Source organism: Streptomyces sp. NPDC057963 (assembly GCF_042887155.1).
Lineage (GTDB): Bacteria > Actinomycetota > Actinomycetes > Streptomycetales > Streptomycetaceae > Streptomyces.
In genome coordinates, this window is the sequence record NZ_JBHVPX010000004.1 from 190,027 (window position 1) to 209,839 (window position 19,813).

At 69.1% G+C, this 19,813-nt stretch carries 16 protein-coding genes; 9 read left to right on the plus strand and 7 right to left on the minus strand.

The genetic code is table 11. The features are described 5' to 3' along the window. Window positions 1–123: 123 nt before the first annotated feature. Both ACFVT1_RS11150 and ACFVT1_RS11155 read left to right on the plus strand, forming a co-directional pair. Window positions 124–579 (plus strand): MarR family winged helix-turn-helix transcriptional regulator, encoded by a 456-nt coding sequence (locus ACFVT1_RS11150; protein WP_389794248.1) that lies wholly within the window; start codon window positions 124–126, stop codon window positions 577–579. A 153-nt stretch (window positions 580–732) separates the two neighbouring features. Further along, window positions 733–1,287 (plus strand): isochorismatase family protein, encoded by a 555-nt coding sequence (locus ACFVT1_RS11155; RefSeq protein WP_389794249.1) that lies wholly within the window; start codon window positions 733–735, stop codon window positions 1,285–1,287. Between the two features lie 18 nt (window positions 1,288–1,305). On the opposite strand, the gene ACFVT1_RS11160 is transcribed toward ACFVT1_RS11155, so the two are convergent. The 4 genes from ACFVT1_RS11160 to ACFVT1_RS11175 are packed head-to-tail and all read right to left on the minus strand — an operon-like array spanning window position 1,306 to window position 5,144. Continuing rightward, window positions 1,306–2,082, minus strand: a complete 777-nt coding sequence (locus ACFVT1_RS11160; protein WP_389794250.1) for a succinate dehydrogenase/fumarate reductase iron-sulfur subunit — start codon at window positions 2,080–2,082, stop codon at window positions 1,306–1,308. After that, window positions 2,079–4,034 carry a fumarate reductase/succinate dehydrogenase flavoprotein subunit gene (locus ACFVT1_RS11165; protein WP_389794251.1) on the minus strand — a complete coding sequence of 652 codons (1,956 nt, stop codon included), beginning with the start codon at window positions 4,032–4,034 and terminating at the stop codon, window positions 2,079–2,081. The genes ACFVT1_RS11160 and ACFVT1_RS11165 overlap by 4 nt, the downstream gene beginning before the upstream one ends. After that, window positions 4,035–4,886, minus strand: coding sequence for a hypothetical protein (locus tag ACFVT1_RS11170; protein WP_389794252.1), 852 nt, complete (start codon window positions 4,884–4,886; stop codon window positions 4,035–4,037). It abuts the gene before it with no gap. 9 nt (window positions 4,887–4,895) lie between these two features. Continuing rightward, a complete protein-coding gene (locus ACFVT1_RS11175; protein WP_389794253.1) occupies window positions 4,896–5,144 on the minus strand; it encodes a hypothetical protein in 249 nt (82 codons plus the stop codon). A 286-nt stretch (window positions 5,145–5,430) separates the two neighbouring features. On the opposite strand from ACFVT1_RS11175, the gene ACFVT1_RS11180 reads away from it, so the two are divergent. The 7 genes from ACFVT1_RS11180 to ACFVT1_RS11210 all read left to right on the plus strand — a co-directional run bounded on the left by ACFVT1_RS11180 (window position 5,431) and on the right by ACFVT1_RS11210 (window position 16,584). After that, complete coding sequence (locus ACFVT1_RS11180; protein WP_389794254.1) at window positions 5,431–7,836, plus strand: ABC transporter substrate-binding protein; 2,406 nt, start codon at window positions 5,431–5,433, stop codon at window positions 7,834–7,836. Between the two features lie 552 nt (window positions 7,837–8,388). Then, window positions 8,389–10,260, plus strand: a complete 1,872-nt coding sequence (gene typA, locus ACFVT1_RS11185) for a translational GTPase TypA (protein WP_389794255.1) — start codon at window positions 8,389–8,391, stop codon at window positions 10,258–10,260. A gap of 437 nt (window positions 10,261–10,697) precedes the next feature. Further along, complete coding sequence (locus ACFVT1_RS11190; protein ID WP_389794256.1) at window positions 10,698–12,341, plus strand: ABC transporter substrate-binding protein; 1,644 nt, start codon at window positions 10,698–10,700, stop codon at window positions 12,339–12,341. A gap of 165 nt (window positions 12,342–12,506) precedes the next feature. Further along, window positions 12,507–13,439, plus strand: a complete 933-nt coding sequence (locus ACFVT1_RS11195) for an ABC transporter permease (protein ID WP_389794257.1) — start codon at window positions 12,507–12,509, stop codon at window positions 13,437–13,439. Continuing rightward, a complete protein-coding gene (locus ACFVT1_RS11200; RefSeq protein ID WP_389794258.1) occupies window positions 13,432–14,376 on the plus strand; it encodes an ABC transporter permease in 945 nt (314 codons plus the stop codon). Before ACFVT1_RS11195 ends, ACFVT1_RS11200 begins: the two co-directional genes overlap by 8 nt. An 11-nt stretch (window positions 14,377–14,387) precedes the next feature. Further along, window positions 14,388–15,446: an ABC transporter ATP-binding protein gene (locus ACFVT1_RS11205; protein ID WP_389794259.1), complete on the plus strand. Its 1,059-nt coding sequence runs from the start codon at window positions 14,388–14,390 to the stop codon at window positions 15,444–15,446. Then, the gene (locus tag ACFVT1_RS11210; protein ID WP_389794260.1) at window positions 15,439–16,584 is read left to right on the plus strand and encodes an ABC transporter ATP-binding protein; all 1,146 of its coding nucleotides are present in this window, start codon (window positions 15,439–15,441) and stop codon (window positions 16,582–16,584) included. Before ACFVT1_RS11205 ends, ACFVT1_RS11210 begins: the two co-directional genes overlap by 8 nt. 121 nt (window positions 16,585–16,705) lie before the next feature. On the opposite strand, the gene ACFVT1_RS11215 is transcribed toward ACFVT1_RS11210, so the two are convergent. From ACFVT1_RS11215 to ACFVT1_RS11225, 3 genes are all read right to left on the minus strand, one after another. Then, entirely contained in the window at window positions 16,706–17,230 is a 525-nt protein-coding gene (locus ACFVT1_RS11215; RefSeq protein WP_389794261.1) for a hypothetical protein, read from the minus strand. Between the two features lie 412 nt (window positions 17,231–17,642). Next, entirely contained in the window at window positions 17,643–18,728 is a 1,086-nt protein-coding gene (locus ACFVT1_RS11220; protein WP_389794262.1) for an ABC transporter ATP-binding protein, read from the minus strand. A 26-nt stretch (window positions 18,729–18,754) separates the two neighbouring features. Further along, the gene (locus ACFVT1_RS11225; protein ID WP_389794263.1) at window positions 18,755–19,792 is read right to left on the minus strand and encodes an ABC transporter ATP-binding protein; all 1,038 of its coding nucleotides are present in this window, start codon (window positions 19,790–19,792) and stop codon (window positions 18,755–18,757) included. Window positions 19,793–19,813: the final 21 nt, after the last annotated feature.

The window sequence follows — 19,813 nt, forward strand, 5'->3', positions numbered from 1 at the left end:
CATGTACCGACCCTCTTCTGAAAGCGCATTCACCCTAGATCGCGGGCTGTGTGACGGGCAAGACCGCCACGGGACAGACAGGCAACCTTGCAAGATTGCCTGTGCATCTTTTACGGTGAAGGGATGCCGGAACCGACCGAAGCCCCGTCCGCCGAGCCGAGCCCCGAGCAGTTGGCGACGCAGCTCGCCGCCGTGATCGGCCGACTGCTGCGACGGCTGCGCACCACGTCGTCGGAGAGCCTGCTCACGCCCACGCAGCGCTCGGTGCTCGCCCGGCTGGACCGCGAGGGCCCGGACACCACGGCCGCGCTGGCCCGCGCCGAGTACGTGCGTCCGCAGTCCATGCGGCTGACCCTCGGCGCGCTGGAGAGCCAGGGGCTCGTCGGGCGGGCGCCCGATCCGGCCGACGGCCGCAAGTCGGTCATGTCGATCACGGACGCCGGACTGGCCGCGCTCACCGCGGTCCGGGCCGCCAAGCACAACTGGCTCGCCGAGGCCGTCGCCGCCGAGCTCGACGCGGACGAGCAGCTCACCGTCGCCCGGGCCGCGGAGCTGCTCGACCGGCTGGTCAGGACCTGACCGGCGCCCCACCGGCCCGGGGCGTGGCCGACGCCCCACCGGCCGGGGCGTGACGCGTCCGCCGTCCGCGCCCCGGGAGCGGCGTCCGCCCCGGATCCCGCACCCGTCGTACCTGAACCCCAACGATCGATCCGCCCCCTCGGAGGAGCCGACATGACCGCCACCATCCTGGACCCGAAGACCGCCCTGGTCGTCGTCGATCTCCAGAAGGGCATCGTCGCCCTGGACACCGTCCACCCCACCGCCGGCATCGTCGCCCGTTCCGCGGGCCTCGCCGACGCCTTCCGCGCCAAGGGCCTCCCGGTCGTCCTGGTCCACGTCGTCGGCGGCGCCCCCGGGCGCAACGAGGGGCCCGTGCAGTCCGGCGGGCAGCTGCCCGCCGACTGGGCCGACCTCGTGCCCGAGCTCGGCCCGCGCGAGGGCGACATCGTCGTCACCAAGCGCACCTGGGGCGCCTTCCACGGCACCGACCTCGACCTCCGGCTGCGCCGCCGCGGCGTCACCCAGGTCGTCGTCACCGGCGTCGCGACCAGCATCGGCGTCGAGTCCACCGCCCGCGCCGCCCACGAGCACGGCTACCACGTCACCGTGGCCACGGACGCGGTCACCGACATGGACGCCGAGGCCCACCGCAACAGCGTCGAGAGGATCTTCCCGCGCCTCGGCGAGACGGACACCACCGAGGCGATCCTCAAGCTGCTCGGCTGACCACCCCCGTACCCGGCCTCACGTCCGGTCCCCGCGCCGGCCGATCTTGTTCCCCAGCCACACCAGCGGGTCGTACTTGCGGTCCACGGCCCGTTCCTTCAGCGGGATCAGCGCGTTGTCGGTGATCGCGATGTGTTCGGGGCACACCTCCGTACAGCACTTCGTGATGTTGCAGTACCCCAGCCCGTGCTCCTCCTGCGCCGTCGCCTTCCGGTCGAGCCCCGACTCGGCGGCGGCGTCCAGGGGGTGCATGTCCAGCTCGGCGATCCGCATCAGGAAGCGCGGCCCGGCGAACGCCGTCTTGTTCTCCTCGTGGTCGCGCACCACATGGCAGGTGTCCTGGCACAGGAAGCACTCGATGCACTTGCGGAACTCCTGCGAGCGGTCCACATCGATCTGCTGCATCCGGTAGTCGCCCGCCTTCACCCCCTGCGGGGGTACGAAGGCGGGCACCTCCCGTGCCTTGGCGTAGTTGAACGTCACATCGGTCACCAGATCGCGGACGACGGGGAAGGCCCGCAGCGGGGTGACGGTGATCGTCTCCGCCCGGTCGAAGACCGACATGCGCGTCATGCACATCAGCCGCGGCCTGCCGTTGATCTCCGCGCTGCACGAACCGCACTTGCCCGCCTTGCAGTTCCAGCGCACCGCGAGATCGCCCGCCTGGGTGGACTGGATCCGGTGGATGATGTCGAGGACGACCTCGCCGTCGTTCACCTCGACCTCGAAGTCCTCCACACCACCGCCGTCCTGGTCGCCGCGCCACACCCTGAACCGTGCGTTGTAGCTGCTCACTCGTACAGCTCCTCTTCGGCCAGGTACTTGACCAGCTCCTCCTTCTCGAAGAGGGAGAGCAGATCCGGACGGATGGGTTCGGTCGTCTTCCGTACGAGTTCGATCGGGCCGCCCGGCACGCCCTCGGCGGCCCCGTCGGCCAGCCGGCACAGCAGATTGGCCGGGCGCCAGGAGCGTTCCATCTCCGGGCAGTCCTCCCGGGTGTGGCCGCCCCGGCTCTCCGTACGCTCCAGCGCGGCCCGAGCGACGCACTCGCTGACCAGCAGCATGTTCCGCAGGTCCAGGGCGAGGTGCCAGCCGGGGTTGAACTGCCGGTGCCCCTCGACGGCGGCGCGCCGGGCCCGTACCCGCAGCGCGGCCAGCTTCTCCAGGGCCTGTTCCATCTCGGGCGCCCGCCGGATGATGCCGACCAGGTCGTTCATCGTCCGCTGGAGCTCCTGGTGGAGGGTGTACGGATTCTCTGCGGTCGCTGCGGCCTCCGAGGTCTCCGCAGTGTCCGGGGGCCCCTCGGCCGTGCCCGGTGCCCCGGCGCCGAACGGGCGCAGGGCCTCCGCGGCCGCCGCGTCGATCTGCTCCTCGTCCACCACCGGCGCGGCACCGGTCGTGTGCGCGTACTCGGCGGCGTGCAGCCCGGCCCGGCGCCCGAAGACCAGCAGGTCGGAGAGGGAGTTCCCGCCGAGCCGGTTGGAGCCGTGCATGCCGCCCGCGACCTCGCCCGCCGCGTACAGACCGGGCACGGCCACGGCCGCCGCGGTGTCGGAGTCGACGGCGATCCCGCCCATCACGTAGTGACAGGTCGGTCCGACCTCCATCGCCTCCGCCGTGATGTCGACATCCGCCAGCTCCTTGAACTGGTGGTACATCGAGGGCAGCCGACGCCGGATGGCCTCCGCGGGCATCCGGGTCGACACGTCCAGGAACACCCCGCCGTGCGGCGAGCCCCGGCCCGCCTTGACCTCGGAGTTGATGGCACGGGCGACCTCGTCGCGCGGCAGCAGCTCGGGCGGGCGGCGGTTGTGGTCCGGGTCGTCGTACCAGCGGTCGCCCTCCTCCTCCGACTGCGCGTACTTCTCCTTGAACACATCGGGGACGTAGTCGAACATGAACCGCTTGCCCTCGGAGTTGCGCAGCACCCCGCCGTCCCCGCGCACCGACTCGGTGACGAGGATGCCCTTCACCGACGGCGGCCAGACCATGCCGGTCGGATGGAACTGCACGAACTCCATGTTCAGCAGCGGCGCGCCCGCCAGCAGGGCCAGCGCGTGGCCGTCGCCGGTGTACTCCCAGGAGTTCGACGTCACCTTGAAGGACTTGCCGATGCCGCCGGTGGCGAGGACGACCGCGGGTGCTTCCAGCACGAAGAAGCGGCCGGACTCGCGCTCGTAGCAGAAGGTGCCCGACACGCGGTCCCCGTCCTTCAGGACGCGGGTCACCGTGCACTCCTGGAAGACCTTCAACCGGGCTTCGTAGTCGCCGAATTCGCGGTGGTCCTCCTGCTGGAGCGAGACGATCTTCTGCTGGAGGGTGCGGATCAGTTCGAGGCCGGTACGGTCGCCGACGTGTGCCAGGCGCGGGTACTCGTGGCCGCCGAAGTTGCGCTGGGAGATCTTCCCCTCCGGCGTACGGTCGAAGAGCGCGCCCCAGGTCTCCAGCTCCCAGACCCGGTCGGGTGCCTCCTTGGCGTGCAGCTCCGCCATCCGCCACTGGTTGAGGAACTTCCCGCCGCGCATGGTGTCGCGGAAGTGCACCTGCCAGTTGTCCCCGGAGTTCACATTGCCCATGGACGCGGCGATTCCGCCCTCCGCCATGACCGTGTGCGCCTTGCCGAAGAGCGATTTGCAGATGACCGCGGTACGGGCGCCGCGCTCCCGCGCCTCGATGGCGGCGCGCAGCCCGGCACCTCCGGCACCGACCACGACGACGTCCCACTGCTGCCGTTCGAGCTCTGTCATTCAGAAAAACCTCGGATCGTCGAAGGCGCCGGAGGCGACGAGATACACGTAGAAGTCGGCCAGTGCCACGCTGATCAGCGAGGCCCAGGCGAGCAGCATGTGCCGGGCGTTGAGCCGGCCCACCCAGCTCCACAGCCGGTAGCGCACCGGGTGCTTGGAGAAGTGCCGCAGACGGCCGCCGACGATGTGCCGGCAGGAGTGGCAGGACAGCGTGTATGCCCAGATCAGGGTGATGTTGGCCAGGAAGATCAGTGAACCGAGGCCCATGTGGCCCCAGGCGTAGTGCTCGTCGCGGAAGGAGAGCACGGTGTCGTAGGTGAGGATTCCGGCGACCGGCACCGCGGCGTAGAAGAAGTACCGGTGGACGTTCTGCATGATCAGCGGGAAGCGGGTCTCGCCGGTGTACGCGGTGTGCGGCTCGGCGACCGCGCAGGCCGGGGGCGACGCCCAGAAGCCCCGGTAGTACGCCTTGCGGTAGTAGTAGCAGGTCAGTCGGAAGCCCAGCGGGAAGATCAGGATCAGCAGGGCGGGGGAGAGGCCCCACCAGCTGCCGAAGAGCTCCCAGTTCGGGCCGTGCCGCATGGGGGCGCAGTTCTCCGCCAGGCAGGGCGAGTAGAACGGTGACACGTACGGGGCGGCGTAGTAGTCGGCGTTCGAGAAGGCCCGCCACGTCGAGTAGGCGATGAAGGCGAGCAGCCCGCCGGCCGTCAGCGCGGGCGACAGCCACCAGCGGTCGGTGCGCAGGTGGCGGGCGGCGATGGCGGCCCGGGAGGCGTGGTGGACGCCTCCCGCGCCCTTCGGGTGGGGTGGTTCCGTACCTGGTGCTGTTCCTGTTTCCGTACCGGTGGCCAAGGAACTCTCCTAGGGGGCGTGCCGGCCCCGGACGCCCAGACCTTCGTCGTCCGAGTCCGTCCACAGGGTGGCGTCGTACGGCGTTTCGCTGATCGTGATGACGCCGTCGACGGGTCCGGTGCCGCCGGCGGCTTCGAGCGGGGCCGGCCCGGCTTCCGCCCCGCGCAGCCGCGCGAGACTCCGCTCCAGCCGGCCGACGGTGCGGACCAGATCGTCGAGGCAGTCCTGAAAAACCGTCAATTCCTCTTGCAGTGACATGACTTGCTCTCACTTCCGCGGTCGCGGGTGGTCATGTTCATGCGCCTGAGAGTGTCGCGCGTCACACCCCCGTTGGGAAGAGTGCGGGCCCTTCCGGTCCGCCGTGGATGTTCCGCCGCACGGGTGAGGTTCGGGGGGCGCTGCGCCGTGTCTGCGCCGCCTCTCGCGCGGGGGCGCCTTCAGTGGGCGGACGGAATCGGTGTGATCAACTGCATATGCCACCAAAAAAGCACAATCCGGCCCACTCCGGTGCGGGTGGACCGGGACGGCCTCGGAGGTATCAGCCATGTCCCACGTCGGCGTCCCGCGGGGGACGGCCCGAAAGTGCCGCTCGCTCGCGCTCCTCACGACGGGTGTGCTGACGCTCCCCGTACTGGCCGGCTGCAGCTCCGACGACAGCGGCACGACCGCCGCCGTGGTCCCGCAGGACATCGCGGTCGCGGCCCGGAGCACGGTGGCCGTGGGCTCCACGGCCACCTGGGCGATCGACGCGATGCCCACCACCCTCAACGCCTTCCAGGCCGACGCGGACAGTTCCACCACCCGTATCACCGGTGCTCTGCTGCCGACGCTCTTCCCGCTGGACGCGCAGGGCAGGCCACAGCTCGACCCGGACTATCTGGAGTCCGCGAAGGTGGTCGAGCGCGAGCCCCGGCAGGTGGTGCTCTACCGGCTCAACCAGCAGGCGGTGTGGAGCGACGGCCGGGAGATCGGGGCGTCCGACTTCGCCGCCCAGTGGCGGGCGCTGAACGGCAAGGACTCGGCGTACTGGACCGCCCGCAACGCCGGCTACGAGCGGATCGAGAAGATCGAGCGCGGTGCGGACGACCTGGAGGTCCGGGTCACCTTCGCCAAGCCGTACGCGGACTGGCGCTCGCTCTTCTCCCCGCTGTACCCGAAGGAGGTGACCGGCACCCCGAACGCCTTCAACGACGGCGCGCGGACCACCCTCAAGGCCACCGCGGGCCCGTTCCGCCTGCGCGGCGTGGACACGAAGACGGGCCAGGTCGCCCTGGACCGCAGTCCGCGCTGGTGGGGCAGCCCGGCCAAGCTCGACACACTGGTCTTCCGCGCGGTCAAGCCGCAGGACCGCACCCAGGCGCTGACCGAGGGCAAGGTCGATGTCGCCGATGTCGACGCCGCGACCGCGCACCGCGTCGTGCAGGCCGGCCGGGACGGGGGCGGGGACGGGCAGCCGCTCGCCCAGGGCCCCGGCTCGGGGACCGGTCCGGCCGCCGCGCTGCGCTCCTGGGCGGTGGCGCACGGCTCGGACGAGAAGGCGGCGGCCGCCGCGCAGGAGGCCAGGGAGAAGAACCGGGCGGCCGCCGAGGCGCACGCCGCCGAGCAGGGCAGACTGCGCGCGTACGTGGTCCGCAAGGCGCTGGAGCCCGCCTACACCCAGCTCGCGCTGAACGGCGAGTCCGGGCCGCTCGCCGACGACCGGGTACGCCGGGCGGTCGCCCGGGCCCTGAACCGCCAGGAGCTCGCCGACACCGTACTCAAACCGCTCGGCCTGCCCGCCGCGCCGCTCGGCAGCCACGTGGCCCTGGTCGGGCAGCCGGGGTACAAGGACGGCAGCGGCGCACTCGGCGGACACGACACCGAGGAGGCGCGGGCGCTGCTGGCCGACGCGGGCTGGACGCGGGAGGGTGCGGTCAAGAAGCCGGACGGCACCAAGGCGGGCAGCGAGGCCGGGAAGAAGGGCACGAAGGACGAGGACACCGCCGCCGGGGAGGACGGCAAGGCGGATCCGTCCGGGAAGCCGGACAAGGCGGGCGAGAACAAGACCGGCAAGGCCGACGACGGCAAGGCCGGGCACGCCGCCCACCGGCACGAGCGCGAGCCCGCGGCCGACGACGGCCTGTACATCGTGGGCGACGACAGCAAGCCCGGCGACAGCAGGGCGTCCGGCAGCACCTCCCGGATCCTCTCCCCCGCCACCACCGCCGCGTTCCACAGCGCCGCCCTCCTGCGCCAGGCCGGACACCTGGCCGGGACCGTCACCTCCGAGGGCGCCCCCGCCGAGGTCGCCGCCCAGGACGAGCGGCCCGGCGGCGCCACCGGTGCGTACGCCCCCGCGGGCACCGCGGCCCCCGCCCAGGCCCCCGACGCCCGCCGCGGTCCGCTGGGCAAGGACGGCAAGGCGCTGACCCTGCGCTTCGTCCTGCCGTCCGGTCCCGGCTCGGAGGCGCTGCGTGCCGTCGGGGACAAGATCTCGGCGATGCTCGATTCGATCGGCATCGGCACGTCGGTCACCAAGGTCGCCGACGACAGCTACTTCCAGGACCACATCGCCTCCGGCGACTACGACCTGGCGCTGTACTCCTGGCCCGCCACCGCCTACCCGGCGACCGACGACCGCCCGATCTTCGCCAAGCCGGTACCCGCCACCGACGGCTCGCTGCTGGTCGAGCAGAACTACACCCGCGTCGGTACGGACCACATCGACCAGCTCTTCGACCAGGCGGTCGCGGAGCTCGACGAGGGGGCCGCCCGGGATCTGATGAAGCAGGCGGACGCCCGGATCTGGGCCGCCGCCGGATCGATTCCGCTCTACCAGCGCCCGCAGCTCGTGGCGACGAACAGAAAGCTGGCGAACGTCGGCGCCTTCGGCTTCGGGACACCCCGCTACCAGGACATCGGCTTCAAGAAGCCGCAGGCCGCAGGAGGCCCGGCGAACAAGAAGAAGTAGCAGGTCAGAAGGGGGCCGGAAGCTCAGAACTGGCTCAAGTCCCTTGCCCGCCGGAGCCCCGGCGGGCAAGGTCGTGGGTGCCTGCCGACCCGGGTGGCCGCTCATCCCCCCGCCTCCGAGCCCCCCACCCCGGAGCCCCGGCTCCGGGCCCGTCTCGGAGCAGCCGCCTCGGAGCCCCGCCTCCGAAGCCGCTCAAGTCCCGTGTCTGCCGTCTCCGCCCGGGGGACCGTGGTCATGACCACCGGTGAAATCCACCGGAAGACATGACCACGGGGGCGGAAACACGAAGCGGACACCGGCGGCCGCAGCCGCTGCCACCGCCCCGGTCGGCGGAATCCTCCGCTGCGGGGAGCCGTTCCGCACGCACGTGCCGGCCGCCGCCCGTGAGGCCGAGCGCCTGTCCTGCGGCCGGTAGTTCTTGCCCGGGAAGCCGCCCGGGCGCCAGCCCCGTACCATGGTGGTAGCCGTGGCGCGTCCGCCCGGCGGGCGTACGAGGACCCGAGAGCGACTGAGACGCCTGACCCCACGAACCGAGAGAAGCGCAAGCCACCCATGCCCACGCGCCACGACATCCGTAACGTAGCCATCGTCGCCCACGTCGACCACGGCAAGACCACGCTGGTCGACGCCATGCTCAAGCAGGCCGGTGCCTTCGCCGCACACGCCGCCGAGCACCTCGACGACCGCATGATGGACTCGAACGACCTGGAGCGTGAGAAGGGCATCACGATCCTCGCCAAGAACACGGCGGTGAAGTATCACCCCAAGGACGGCGGGGACCCGATCACGATCAACATCATCGACACCCCGGGCCACGCCGACTTCGGCGGCGAGGTCGAGCGCGGTCTGTCGATGGTGGACGCGGTCGTGCTGCTCGTCGACGCCTCCGAGGGCCCGCTCCCGCAGACCCGCTTCGTGCTGCGCAAGGCGCTCTCCGCGAAGATGCCGGTCATCCTCTGCATCAACAAGACGGACCGCCCCGACTCCCGGATCGCCGAGGTCGTCGACGAGACGTACGACCTCTTCCTGGACCTCGACGCGGACGAGGACCAGATCGAGTTCCCGATCGTCTACGCCTGCGCGCGTGACGGCGTGGCCTCGCTGACCAAGCCGGAGGACGGCACCGTCCCGCAGGACAGCGACAACCTGGAGCCGTTCTTCTCCACGATCCTGTCGCACGTCCCGGCCCCGGAGTACGACGACGAGGCCCCGCTCCAGGCCCACGTCACCAACCTGGACGCCGACAACTTCCTCGGCCGTATCGCGCTCTGCCGCGTCGAGCAGGGCGAGCTGCGCAAGGGCCAGACCGTCACCTGGATCAAGCGCGACGGCACGATGTCCAACGTCCGCATCACCGAGCTGATGATGACCGAGGCGCTCACCCGCAAGCCGGCCGAGAAGGCGGGCCCGGGTGACATCTGCGCCATCGCCGGTATCCCGGACATCATGATCGGCGAGACCCTGGCCGACCCCGAGAACCCGATCGCGCTGCCGCTGATCACGGTCGACGAGCCGGCCATCTCGATGACCATCGGCACGAACACCTCGCCGCTCGTCGGCAAGGGCGGCAAGGGCCACAAGGTCACCGCCCGCCAGGTCAAGGACCGCCTCGACCGCGAGCTGATCGGCAACGTCTCGCTCCGTGTCCTGGACACCGAGCGCCCCGACGCCTGGGAGGTCCAGGGCCGCGGCGAGCTCGCGCTGGCCATCCTCGTCGAGCAGATGCGCCGTGAGGGCTTCGAGCTCACGGTCGGCAAGCCGGAGGTCGTCACCAAGCAGGTCGACGGCAAGACGCACGAGCCGATCGAGCGCATGACGATCGACTCCCCCGAGGAGCACCTCGGCGCGATCACCCAGCTGATGGCGACCCGCAAGGGCCGTATGGAGACGATGACGAACCACGGTTCGGGCTGGGTCCGCATGGAGTGGATCGTTCCGTCCCGCGGCCTCATCGGCTTCCGTACGGAGTTCCTGACGCAGACCCGCGGTACGGGCATCGCGCACTCCATCTTCGAGGGCCACGAGCCGTGGTTCGGTGAGCTGCGCACCCGTCACAACGGCTCGCTGGTCGCCGACCGCGCGGGTTCCGTGACGCCGTTCGCGATGGTCAACCTCCAGGAGCGCGGTGTCATCTTCACCGAGGCCGGCACCGAGGTCTACGAGGGCATGATCGTCGGCGAGAACTCCCGCGCCGACGACATGGACGTGAACATCACCAAGGAGAAGAAGCTCACCAACATGCGTGCGGCTTCCGCGGACACCACGGAGAACGTGGTGCCGGCCCGCAAGCTCTCCCTGGAGCAGTCCCTGGAGTTCTGCCGTGAGGACGAGTGCATCGAGGTGACCCCGGAGACCGTCCGTATCCGCAAGGTCGTCCTGGACCAGAAGGAGCGCGGTCGCACCGCGTCGCGCGCCAAGCGCTGACGACGCGTCGGCCGGCGGCTCGGCCGTATGAGCCGTTCGAGCCATTGACATGAGGGCCGGGCCCCCGCAGACACTGTGGGGGCCCGGTCGTTTCGTCAACTCGTTTTCCCTGCCCGAGGTGTCCGGTTATCGAGCGTCGCTCTCCGGAACATGTGTTAACGGTCCGTTTCGGGCGTGTCTGTCTGGGATCACTTTGTCCGGATTTCGGTCAACCATGCCTCGCTGATGTTGTCAAACCGAGACCCTTTAAGTGTGGTTTACGGCCCGGCTGTACTTAATAGTTGGCTCCATTGAGCTCGGGTCAATGGGTCACGCACTGTGGGGAGTGCCGACTCACGAGCACACTCGGGGCACTGAAACGATCACCGTCAGGGGTGTCGGTGGATCACTCCAGTGCCCCTCTTGTAGTCAAAAGTGGACTCATGAGGAGGAAACCCATGCGTGGTGCCAAGAGCGCCAAGTGGGTCGCGGGAGCGGCAATCATCGCCCTGGCTGCGACCGCCTGTGGTGGCGGCGACGACAGCGGCAAGGGCAAGGGGGGCGACAGCGCCAAGGGTGCTGTCAACGCCGACGGCATCTTCTCCGTCGAGGTCGGTGAGCCGCAGAACCCGCTGCAGCCGGCGAACACGATGGAGTCGAACGGCAGCATCGTCACCGACGCGATCTTCTCGCAGCTCGTTGACTACGACCCGGCCGGCAAGCTCGAAATGATCAACGCGGAGTCTGTCGAGACCAAGGACAGCAAGCTCTGGACGGTCAAGCTCAAGAAGGGCTGGAAGTTCCACGACGGAACGCCGGTCACCGCCAAGTCCTACGTCAACGCGTGGAACTGGGCCGCGAACATCAAGAACAACCAGACCAACGCGTCCTGGTTCGGCGACATCAAGGGCTACTCCGACGTCCACCCCGAGGACGCCAAGGCCAAGCCGAAGTCGGACACGATGTCCGGCCTGAAGGTCGTCGACGACCACACCTTCACCATCGAGCTCAACGGCGCGCTGCCGTACTTCTCGTACAAGCTCGGCTACACGGTCTTCTCCCCGCTGCCCGAGTCCTTCTACAAGGACCCGAAGGCCGCCGGTCAGAAGCCGGTCGGCAACGGCGCCTACAAGTTCGTCAGCTGGGACCACAAGAAGCAGATCAAGGTCGTCCGCAACGACGACTACCAGGGCCCCGACAAGGCGAAGAACGGTGGTGTGGTCTTCAAGAACTACAGCACCCTGGAGACCGCCTACGAGGACCTGAAGTCCGGCAACGTCGACGTGCTGCGCCAGATCGGCCCGAAGGACCTCCCGGTCTACCGTGCCGACCTCGGTGACCGCGCCGTGGACAAGGCGTACTCCGCCGTCCAGACCATCGCCGTCGCCTTCTACACCGACCAGTGGAAGGACGTCAACCCGAAGGTCCTCCAGGGCCTGTCGATGGCGATCGACCGGAACACCATCACCAAGACGGTGCTCCAGGGCACCCGCGAGCCCGCCACCGGCTGGGTCGCCAAGGGCGTTCTCGGCTACCAGCCGGACGCCGCGGGCGACATCACCAAGTACGACCCGGCGAAGGCCAAGAAGCTCATCAAGGACGGCGGCGGCGTCCCGAAGGACGCCATCTCCATCCAGTTCAACGCCGATGGCGGTCACAAGGAATGGGTCGAGGCTGTCTGCAACAGCATCACCCAGGCGACCGGCGTCAAGTGCACCGGCGACTCGAAGGCCGACTTCCAGGCCGACACGAACGCCCGTGACGCCAAGCAGGTCAAGTCCCTGTACCGCTCCGGCTGGGTGCTCGACTACCCGGTGAACGCGAACTTCATCTCGGACCTGTTCCGTACCGGTGCCGCCGGTAACCAGGGCGACTTCTCGAACAAGGCGCTGGACGCGGAGATCAAGAAGGCCGACTCCGCTGCCTCCCTCGACGAGTCCGTCGCGGCCTACCAGAAGATCGAGAAGGAGCTGGTGAACTACATGCCCTCCATCCCGCTCTGGTACTACAAGGTCAACGCCGGATACTCGGAGAAGGTCCAGAACGTCGACTACGCCCAGGACGGCGACCCGATCCTGACGCAGATCGAAGTCAAGAAGTAACCACCGACGTAGTCCGCGCGCCGGCGCGGGACCGACACTGAGGACGGTCCGCGCCGACCGCACGCAGTGGCCGGGGGGCCCTTCCACGCAACTGACGACCCCACAGGGGGAGTCGGAGCGAGGGAGGGCCCGTCGGCTGCCGCCCGCCTATTACATGGAGGCATGATGGGGCGCTATGTCGCACGACGACTGCTCCAGATGATCCCGGTCTTCCTCGGGACGACTCTGCTGATCTTCCTGATGGTCTACACGCTGCCCGGCGACCCCGTGCGCGGGCTGTTCGGGGACAAGGGCGCGGATCCCGCGACCCTCGCCGCCATGCGGCACAAGCTCGGGCTGGACCAGCCGATCCTGCAGCAGTACTGGAATTACATGACAGGCATCGTCCTGCACGGTGACTTCGGCACTCAGATTGCCAGCGGCCGTCCGGTGACGGACGTCCTCGGCGACGCGTTCCCCGTCACCCTCCGGCTGGCCGGCCTGGCGTTCGTCATCGAGATCGTCGTCGGTATCGGCCTCGGCACGGCCGCGGGTCTGCGCGCCGGCCGGCTCACCGACAACGTGATCCTGATCTTCACCCTGCTGATCATCTCGATCCCGGTCTTCGTTCTCGGCTTCATCATCAAGACGGTGTTCGCCTTCCAGCTCGGCTGGATCGAACCGAACGTCTCGCTCGACGTGACCTGGGGCGAACTACTGGCGCCGGCCATCGTGCTGGGGTCGCTGTCACTCGCCTATGTGGCGAGGCTGACCCGTACGACCATGGCCGAGAACCTGCGCGCGGACTACATGCGCACCGCCGTGGCCAAGGGACTTCCCAAGCGCCGCATCGTCGGTGTGCACCTGATGCGCAACTCGCTGATCCCCGTCATCACCTTCCTCGGCACCGACCTGGGCGCCCTGATGGGCGGCGCGGTCGTCACCGAGGGCCTGTTCAATGTGAAGGGCATCGGTGGCACGATCTACGAGTCGATCGTCAAGCGCGAGGGCACCACGCTCGTCGGGCTGGTGACCGTCCTCGTGCTCGTCTACCTCTTCATGAGCCTCATCGTCGACCTGCTGTACGCGGTCCTGGACCCGAGGATCCGTTATGCCTGACGTGACCAAGACCGCACCCGCGCCCAAGGCCTCCGGGACGCCCGCCGCAGAGCCGGTGGCCGTGAAGGCCGAGAAGGCCCGCAGCCTGTGGGGCGACGCCTGGCGCGACCTGCGGCGCAACTGGTACTTCATCGTGTCGTCGGTGCTCATCGTGATCCTGCTCGTGATCACCGTCTTCCCGGGGCTCTTCACCAGTGCCTCGCCGACCTCCGGCGACCTGGTGCACCACTTCCTCGGCAAGCCCGAACTGAGCAAGATCGGCTCGCCCGAGTGGCTCGGCTACGACCTCCAGGGCCGCAGTGTCTACGCGCGTGTCATCTACGGCACCCGCGCCTCGGTGATCGTCGGTGTCTGCGTCACGGCGCTGGTGACCGTCTTCGGCGGCCTCGTCGGAATGCTGTCCGGCTACTTCGGCGGCTGGGTCGACGCGCTCCTGTCCGGCTTCACCAACATCTTCCTCGGTGTCCCGTTCCTGCTCGGCGCCATGGTCGTTCTCCAGGCCTTCACCGAGCGCACGGTCTGGGTGGTCGTCTTCGCCCTGGCGTTCCTCGGCTGGACCCAGATCGCCCGTGTCATGCGCGGTGCGGTCATCACCATCAAGCAGGCGGACTACGTACAGGCCGCCAGGGCACTGGGCGCCGGCACCGGCCGGATCCTCTTCCGGCACATCCTGCCGAACGCCATGGCCCCGGTGATCGTCGTCGCGACCATCTCGCTCGGTGTCTACATCTCGGCCGAGGCGACCCTGTCGTACCTGGGCCTCGGTCTTGCCTCGCCGACGATCTCGTGGGGCATCGACATCTCCGGTGGCGCCAGCCAGATCCGCGTCGCGCAGCACATCCTGCTGTACCCGTCGATCATGCTCAGCATCACCGTTCTGGCGTTCATCATGCTCGGCGAAGCGGTCCGCAACGCCCTCGACCCGAAGATGCGATAAGGAGGGCGAACGTGACCACCATCGACAAGACCGCTGAAGTCCCGTCCGCACGCTCGGGTGACGACCACGTCGGCCCGCTGCTCGAAGTCCGCGACCTGCACGTGGAGTTCCACACCCGCGACGGTGTGGCCAAGGCGGTCAACGGCGTCAACTACAGCGTGGACGCCGGTGAGACGCTCGCCGTGCTCGGCGAGTCCGGCTCCGGCAAGTCCGTGACGGCCCAGGCCATCATGGGCATCCTCGACATGCCGCCGGGCAAGATCCCGCGGGGCGAGATCTTCTTCCGCGGCCAGGACATGCTCAAGATGTCCTACGAGGAGCGCCGGCAGATCCGTGGCCGGAAGATCGCGATGATCTTCCAGGACGCGCTCTCCTCGCTGAACCCGGTCCTCACCGTCGGCTACCAGCTCGGCGAGATGTTCCGGGTCCACCAGGGCCTGTCCAAGAAGGAAGCCAAGGCCAAGGCCATCGAGCTGATGGACCAGGTCAAGATCCCGGCCGCCAAGGCCCGGGTCTCGGACTACCCGCACCAGTTCTCCGGCGGTATGCGCCAGCGCATCATGATCGCCATGGCGCTGGCGCTGGAGCCGGACCTGATCATCGCCGACGAGCCGACCACCGCGCTCGACGTGACCGTCCAGGCCCAGGTGATGGACCTCCTCGCGGAGCTCCAGCGCGAGTACAACATGGGTCTGATCCTGATCACGCACGACCTCGGAGTCGTCGCGGACGTCGCCGACAAGATCGCCGTGATGTACGCGGGCCGGATCGTCGAGACCGCCCCGGTCCACGAGATCTACAAGCGCCCGGCGCACCCGTACACCAAGGGCCTGCTGGAGTCGATCCCGCGCCTGGACCAGAAGGGCCAGGAGCTCTTCGCGATCAAGGGCCTGCCGCCCAACCTGCTCAACGTGCCCACGGGTTGTGCCTTCAACCCGCGCTGCACGATGACGCAGGACATCTGCCGTACGGACATCCCGGTGCTGAGCCCGGTGACCGAGCAGGACGGCACCGAGCTGGTCGGCCGCGGCAGCGCCTGCCACTTCTGGAAGGAGACGATCCATGGCTGACATCAAGAAGGAGCCCGTGGACGCCACCCCGAACGTCAGTGAAGTGGAGACGGTCGACGCCGCCACCGAGGCGGAGGCGGTCGCCGCCCTCGACGCGCCGGTGTCGAAGGGCGAGCCGATCCTCCAGGTCCGCAACCTGGTCAAGCACTTCCCGCTGACCCAGGGCATCCTGTTCAAGAAGCAGGTCGGCGCGGTCAAGGCCGTGGACGGCATCTCGTTCGACCTGTACCAGGGCGAGACGCTCGGCATCGTGGGCGAGTCCGGCTGCGGCAAGTCCACCGTCGCCAAGCTCCTGATGACGCTGGAGCAGGCCACCGCCGGCGAGGTCTTCTACAAGGGCCAGGACATCACCAAGCTGTCCGGCCGCGCGCTGAAGGCCGTGCGCCGCAACATCCAGATGGTGTTCCAGGACCCCTACACCTCGCTGAACCCGCGCATGACGGTCGGCGACATCATCGGGGAGACCTTCGAGATCCACCCGGAGGTGGCCCCGAAGGGCGACCGGCGCCGCAGGGTCCAGGAGCTCCTGGACGTCGTGGGCCTCAACCCGGAGTACATCAACCGCTATCCGCACCAGTTCTCCGGCGGTCAGCGCCAGCGCATCGGCATCGCCCGCGGCCTCGCGCTCAACCCGGAGATCATCATCTGCGACGAGCCGGTCTCCGCGCTCGACGTGTCGGTGCAGGCGCAGGTCATCAACCTGATGGGGAAGCTCCAGGACGAGTTCAACCTCTCCTACCTCTTCATCGCCCACGACCTGTCCATCGTCCGGCACATCTCCGACCGGGTCGGCGTGATGTACCTCGGCAAGATGGCCGAGATCGGTACGGACACGGAGATCTACGACCACCCGACGCACCCCTACACCCAGGCGCTGCTGTCGGCGGTCCCGGTCCCCGACCCGGAGGCCCGCGAGGGCCGCGAGCGGATCATCCTCGTCGGAGACGTCCCGTCCCCGGCGAACCCGCCGTCGGGCTGCCGCTTCCGTACGCGGTGCTGGAAGGTCCAGGACAAGTGCGCCACGGAGATGCCGCTGCTGGCGGTCCCCGAGCGCTTCAAGGCCTCGGACACGCCGGCCGCGCACGAGTCGGCCTGCCACTTCGCCGAGGAGAAGGACGTCGTCGGCGCGGCCTCGTGACCCGGCACGTATGACACGGAAGGCCCGGAACCCGCAAGGGTTCCGGGCCTTCCGCCGTGGTCGGCGTACCGTCATCCTCCGCTTTCATGACGGTACGTCAGCACGTGGTGCCGACAGGCTCCTACGCGTACTGGATGCCCCACAGGTTGCTGCTCTTCCTGACCGGGGCGACGTTGTTGGGCTTCTTCCAGTTCTGCACCTTCCTGCAGCCGCCGCCGGACTTCGGCTCCAGGTGGTACTTCGTGACGCTGAAGCCCTTGGCCTCGTGGTACATCATCAGGCGGCCCCGGCTCTTGCCCTTCTTCTTCTCGACCTTGGCCGAGTAGGTCCAGGTGTCGGACTTCGACCAGGACTTGCCGACGGCGACGCTGAACGAGGCCGACGCCTTGGCGAAGATGGCGCCCGCCTCCGTGCCGACCGTCGCGGTACCGGTGGCCGTCCAGGTGCCGGTCTTGTTCTTGGCGTAGCTGATAGTCACGCCCGGCTTCGCCCAGTCGCTGTGCACGTTGGTCGCGCGCCAGACGGTCTTCTTGTCGCCGATCGAGTAGATCGGCGAGTCGTCGCACCTGGTACCGGCCGAGGCGGGTGCGGCGGACACCGCTACGACTCCCGCGCTCAGCAGCGCGGTGGAGAGAACGGTGCTCATGACACGCTTCACGTAGATCCTCCGGATCCGAGGCGTTCTTGTGGGGTACGCGTCACATCTTGGCATCCAAGTGCCCTGTGAGATATGGGACTTGAGCGACTATTGAGCTTTGGCGGTAGGGCGCGGACGTGATCGTTGCTTTGTCCGGAGGAGGCGCCGGTCCGGCGGCGTGCCGACGTGCGGTGCGCGGGCATGAGGGCATGCGGTGCGCGGGCCTGCGGTGCGCGGGCATGCGGAAGCGCCCGGAACCGATTCGGTTCCGGGCGCTTCCTCGTGCCCGGGAACCGGGCTCGCAGGTGGCTCGGGTCAAAGGGCCGACGTGCTCGGTTCCTCGGGCCGGGGGAACCCCGCGGTTCCCGGACCGGTCAGGTCCGTGCCGACGAGGGTTCCCCGGGGACCGGGGTCAGGGGTTTCAGGCCTCGGTCCCGGGGTTCTCGGCGGCCTTGTCGAGCGAGGCCCCCTGGGGGGCGCTGCGGGCCTGCGGGACGGACGGCGCGGTCTGTGGCTCCTCGGGGTGGTGGCAGGCCGTCAGATGGCCGTCCCGGCTGCCCTCGACCCGCACCAGCGGCGGCGCCTCGCTCGCGCACTTGTCCGTCGCCTTCCAGCAGCGGGTGCGGAAGCGGCAGCCCGACGGCGGATTGACCGGGGAGGGCACGTCGCCGGTGAGGAGGATGCGGTCCCGGGCCGGCACCTCGTCGGGCGTCGCCTCGGGCACGGCCGAGAGCAGCGCCCTGGTGTACGGGTGCCGGGGGTTGCCGTACAGGTCGTCCCGGTCGGCGATCTCCACGATCCGGCCGAGGTACATGACGGCGACGCGCTGGGAGAAGTGGCGCACCACGGCCAGGTCGTGCGCGATGAAGAGGAACGCGATGCCCAGCTCCTGGCGCAGCTTCTGCAGCAGGTTCACCACCTGGGCCTGGATCGACACGTCCAGGGCCGAGACCGGCTCGTCGGCGACGATCAGTTTCGGCTCCAGGGCCAGCGCGCGGGCCACCCCGATGCGCTGGCGCTGACCGCCGGAGAACTCGTGCGGGAAGCGGTTGTAGTGCTCCGGGTTGAGCCCGACGATCTCCAGCAGCTCCCGTACGCGTGCCTCGCGGCCGCCCGCCGGCTCGATGCCGTTGATCTCCATCGGCCCGGCGACGATCTTGCCGACCGTCTGCCGCGGGTTCAGCGAGGCGTACGGGTCCTGGAAGATCATCTGGATCTCGGAGCGGACCGGCGCCAGCTGCTTGCGCGAGGCGTGGGTGATGTCCTGCCCGCGGTAGGAGATCGTGCCGGCCGTCGGCTCCAGGAGCCGGGTGATCAGCCGGCCCGTCGTCGACTTGCCGCAGCCGGACTCGCCGACCAGGCCCAGACTCTCGCCCTCGCCCACGGTGAAGTCCAGCCCGTCGACGGCCTGCACCGCGCCCACTGTGCGCCGGATCGGGAAGCCGGCCTTGATCGGGAAGTGCTTGGTGAGTCCGGAGACGTCCAGGAGGGGATCTGTGCTGCTCATAGTGGGGAAGTCCCGTCTCTTGTACGTCAGTTGGGCCGGGTGCCGGCGAAGTCGGCGAAGAATTGGACGCGCTGCTCCGGAGTGAGGTGGCAGGCGGCCCCGCGGCCGTCGGCCAGCTCCAGCGGCGGCTGACCGGTCGCGCAGCGCTTGCCGCCGACCTGCTCGGTGAACGAGCACCGCGGGTGGAAGCGGCAGCCGGTCGGCGGGTTGAGGAGGCTCGGCGGGGTGCCGGGGATCGGCGACAGGGGTACGTCGACCGGGCCGTCGAGGCTCGGCATGGACCCCAGCAGGCCCCAGGTGTAAGGGTGTTGCGGCGCCCGCAGCACCTCCTTCTTGGTGCCGCGCTCCACGCACCGGCCGCCGTACATCACCAGCACCTCGTCCGCGATGTCGGCGATGACACCGAGGTCGTGGGTGATGAAGACGATCGCGGTACCGGTCTCCTGCTGGAGCTCCTTGAGCAGATCCATGATCTGGGCCTGCACGGTGACGTCCAGCGCGGTGGTCGGCTCGTCGGCGATCAGCAGTTCCGGGTCGCAGACCAGCGCCATGGCGATCATGGCGCGCTGGCGCATACCGCCGGAGAACTGGTGCGGATAGTCGTCCACCCGCAGGTCGGGCTGCGGGATGCCCACCTTGGTGAGCATCTCCACGGCCCGCGCCCTGGCCTCCCGCTTGGAGGCCCCGGTGTGCTTGCGGTACGCCTCGCCGATCTGCCGGCCGATCGTGTGGTACGGCGACAGGGAGGCCAGCGCGTCCTGGAAGATCATGGCCATCTTGTTGCCGCGCAACCGCTCCAGCTCCCGCTCCGAGGCGGCGAGCAGGTCCTGCCCGTCGAGCAGGATCTCGCCGTCGATCTCGGTGTGGTCGGGGTGGTGCAGTCCGAGGATCGTCAGGTTGGTGACGGACTTGCCGGAACCGGACTCGCCGACGATGCCGAGGGTCCTGCCCTTCTCCACGTCGAAGGACAGGCCGTCGACGGCCTTGACGACGCCGTCCTCGGTCGAGAAGTGAACGTGTAGATCCCTGACGGAGAGGAGGGGCTGCTGATCGGTGCTCGTCACGGGGACGCTCCAGGAGGATGT

Coding starts and splice junctions, on each gene's coding strand:
- typA (WP_389794255.1), top strand. CDS start 8,389: ATGCCCACGCGCCACGACATCCGTAACGTAGCCATCGTCGCCCACGTC.
- ACFVT1_RS11215 (WP_389794261.1), bottom strand. CDS start 17,230: ATGAGCACCGTTCTCTCCACCGCGCTGCTGAGCGCGGGAGTCGTAGCG.
- ACFVT1_RS11220 (WP_389794262.1), bottom strand. CDS start 18,728: ATGAGCAGCACAGATCCCCTCCTGGACGTCTCCGGACTCACCAAGCAC.
- ACFVT1_RS11165 (WP_389794251.1), bottom strand. CDS start 4,034: ATGACAGAGCTCGAACGGCAGCAGTGGGACGTCGTCGTGGTCGGTGCC.
- ACFVT1_RS11180 (WP_389794254.1), top strand. CDS start 5,431: ATGTCCCACGTCGGCGTCCCGCGGGGGACGGCCCGAAAGTGCCGCTCG.
- ACFVT1_RS11200 (WP_389794258.1), top strand. CDS start 13,432: ATGCCTGACGTGACCAAGACCGCACCCGCGCCCAAGGCCTCCGGGACG.
- ACFVT1_RS11195 (WP_389794257.1), top strand. CDS start 12,507: ATGGGGCGCTATGTCGCACGACGACTGCTCCAGATGATCCCGGTCTTC.
- ACFVT1_RS11150 (WP_389794248.1), top strand. CDS start 124: ATGCCGGAACCGACCGAAGCCCCGTCCGCCGAGCCGAGCCCCGAGCAG.
- ACFVT1_RS11190 (WP_389794256.1), top strand. CDS start 10,698: ATGCGTGGTGCCAAGAGCGCCAAGTGGGTCGCGGGAGCGGCAATCATC.
- ACFVT1_RS11175 (WP_389794253.1), bottom strand. CDS start 5,144: ATGTCACTGCAAGAGGAATTGACGGTTTTTCAGGACTGCCTCGACGAT.
- ACFVT1_RS11210 (WP_389794260.1), top strand. CDS start 15,439: ATGGCTGACATCAAGAAGGAGCCCGTGGACGCCACCCCGAACGTCAGT.
- ACFVT1_RS11155 (WP_389794249.1), top strand. CDS start 733: ATGACCGCCACCATCCTGGACCCGAAGACCGCCCTGGTCGTCGTCGAT.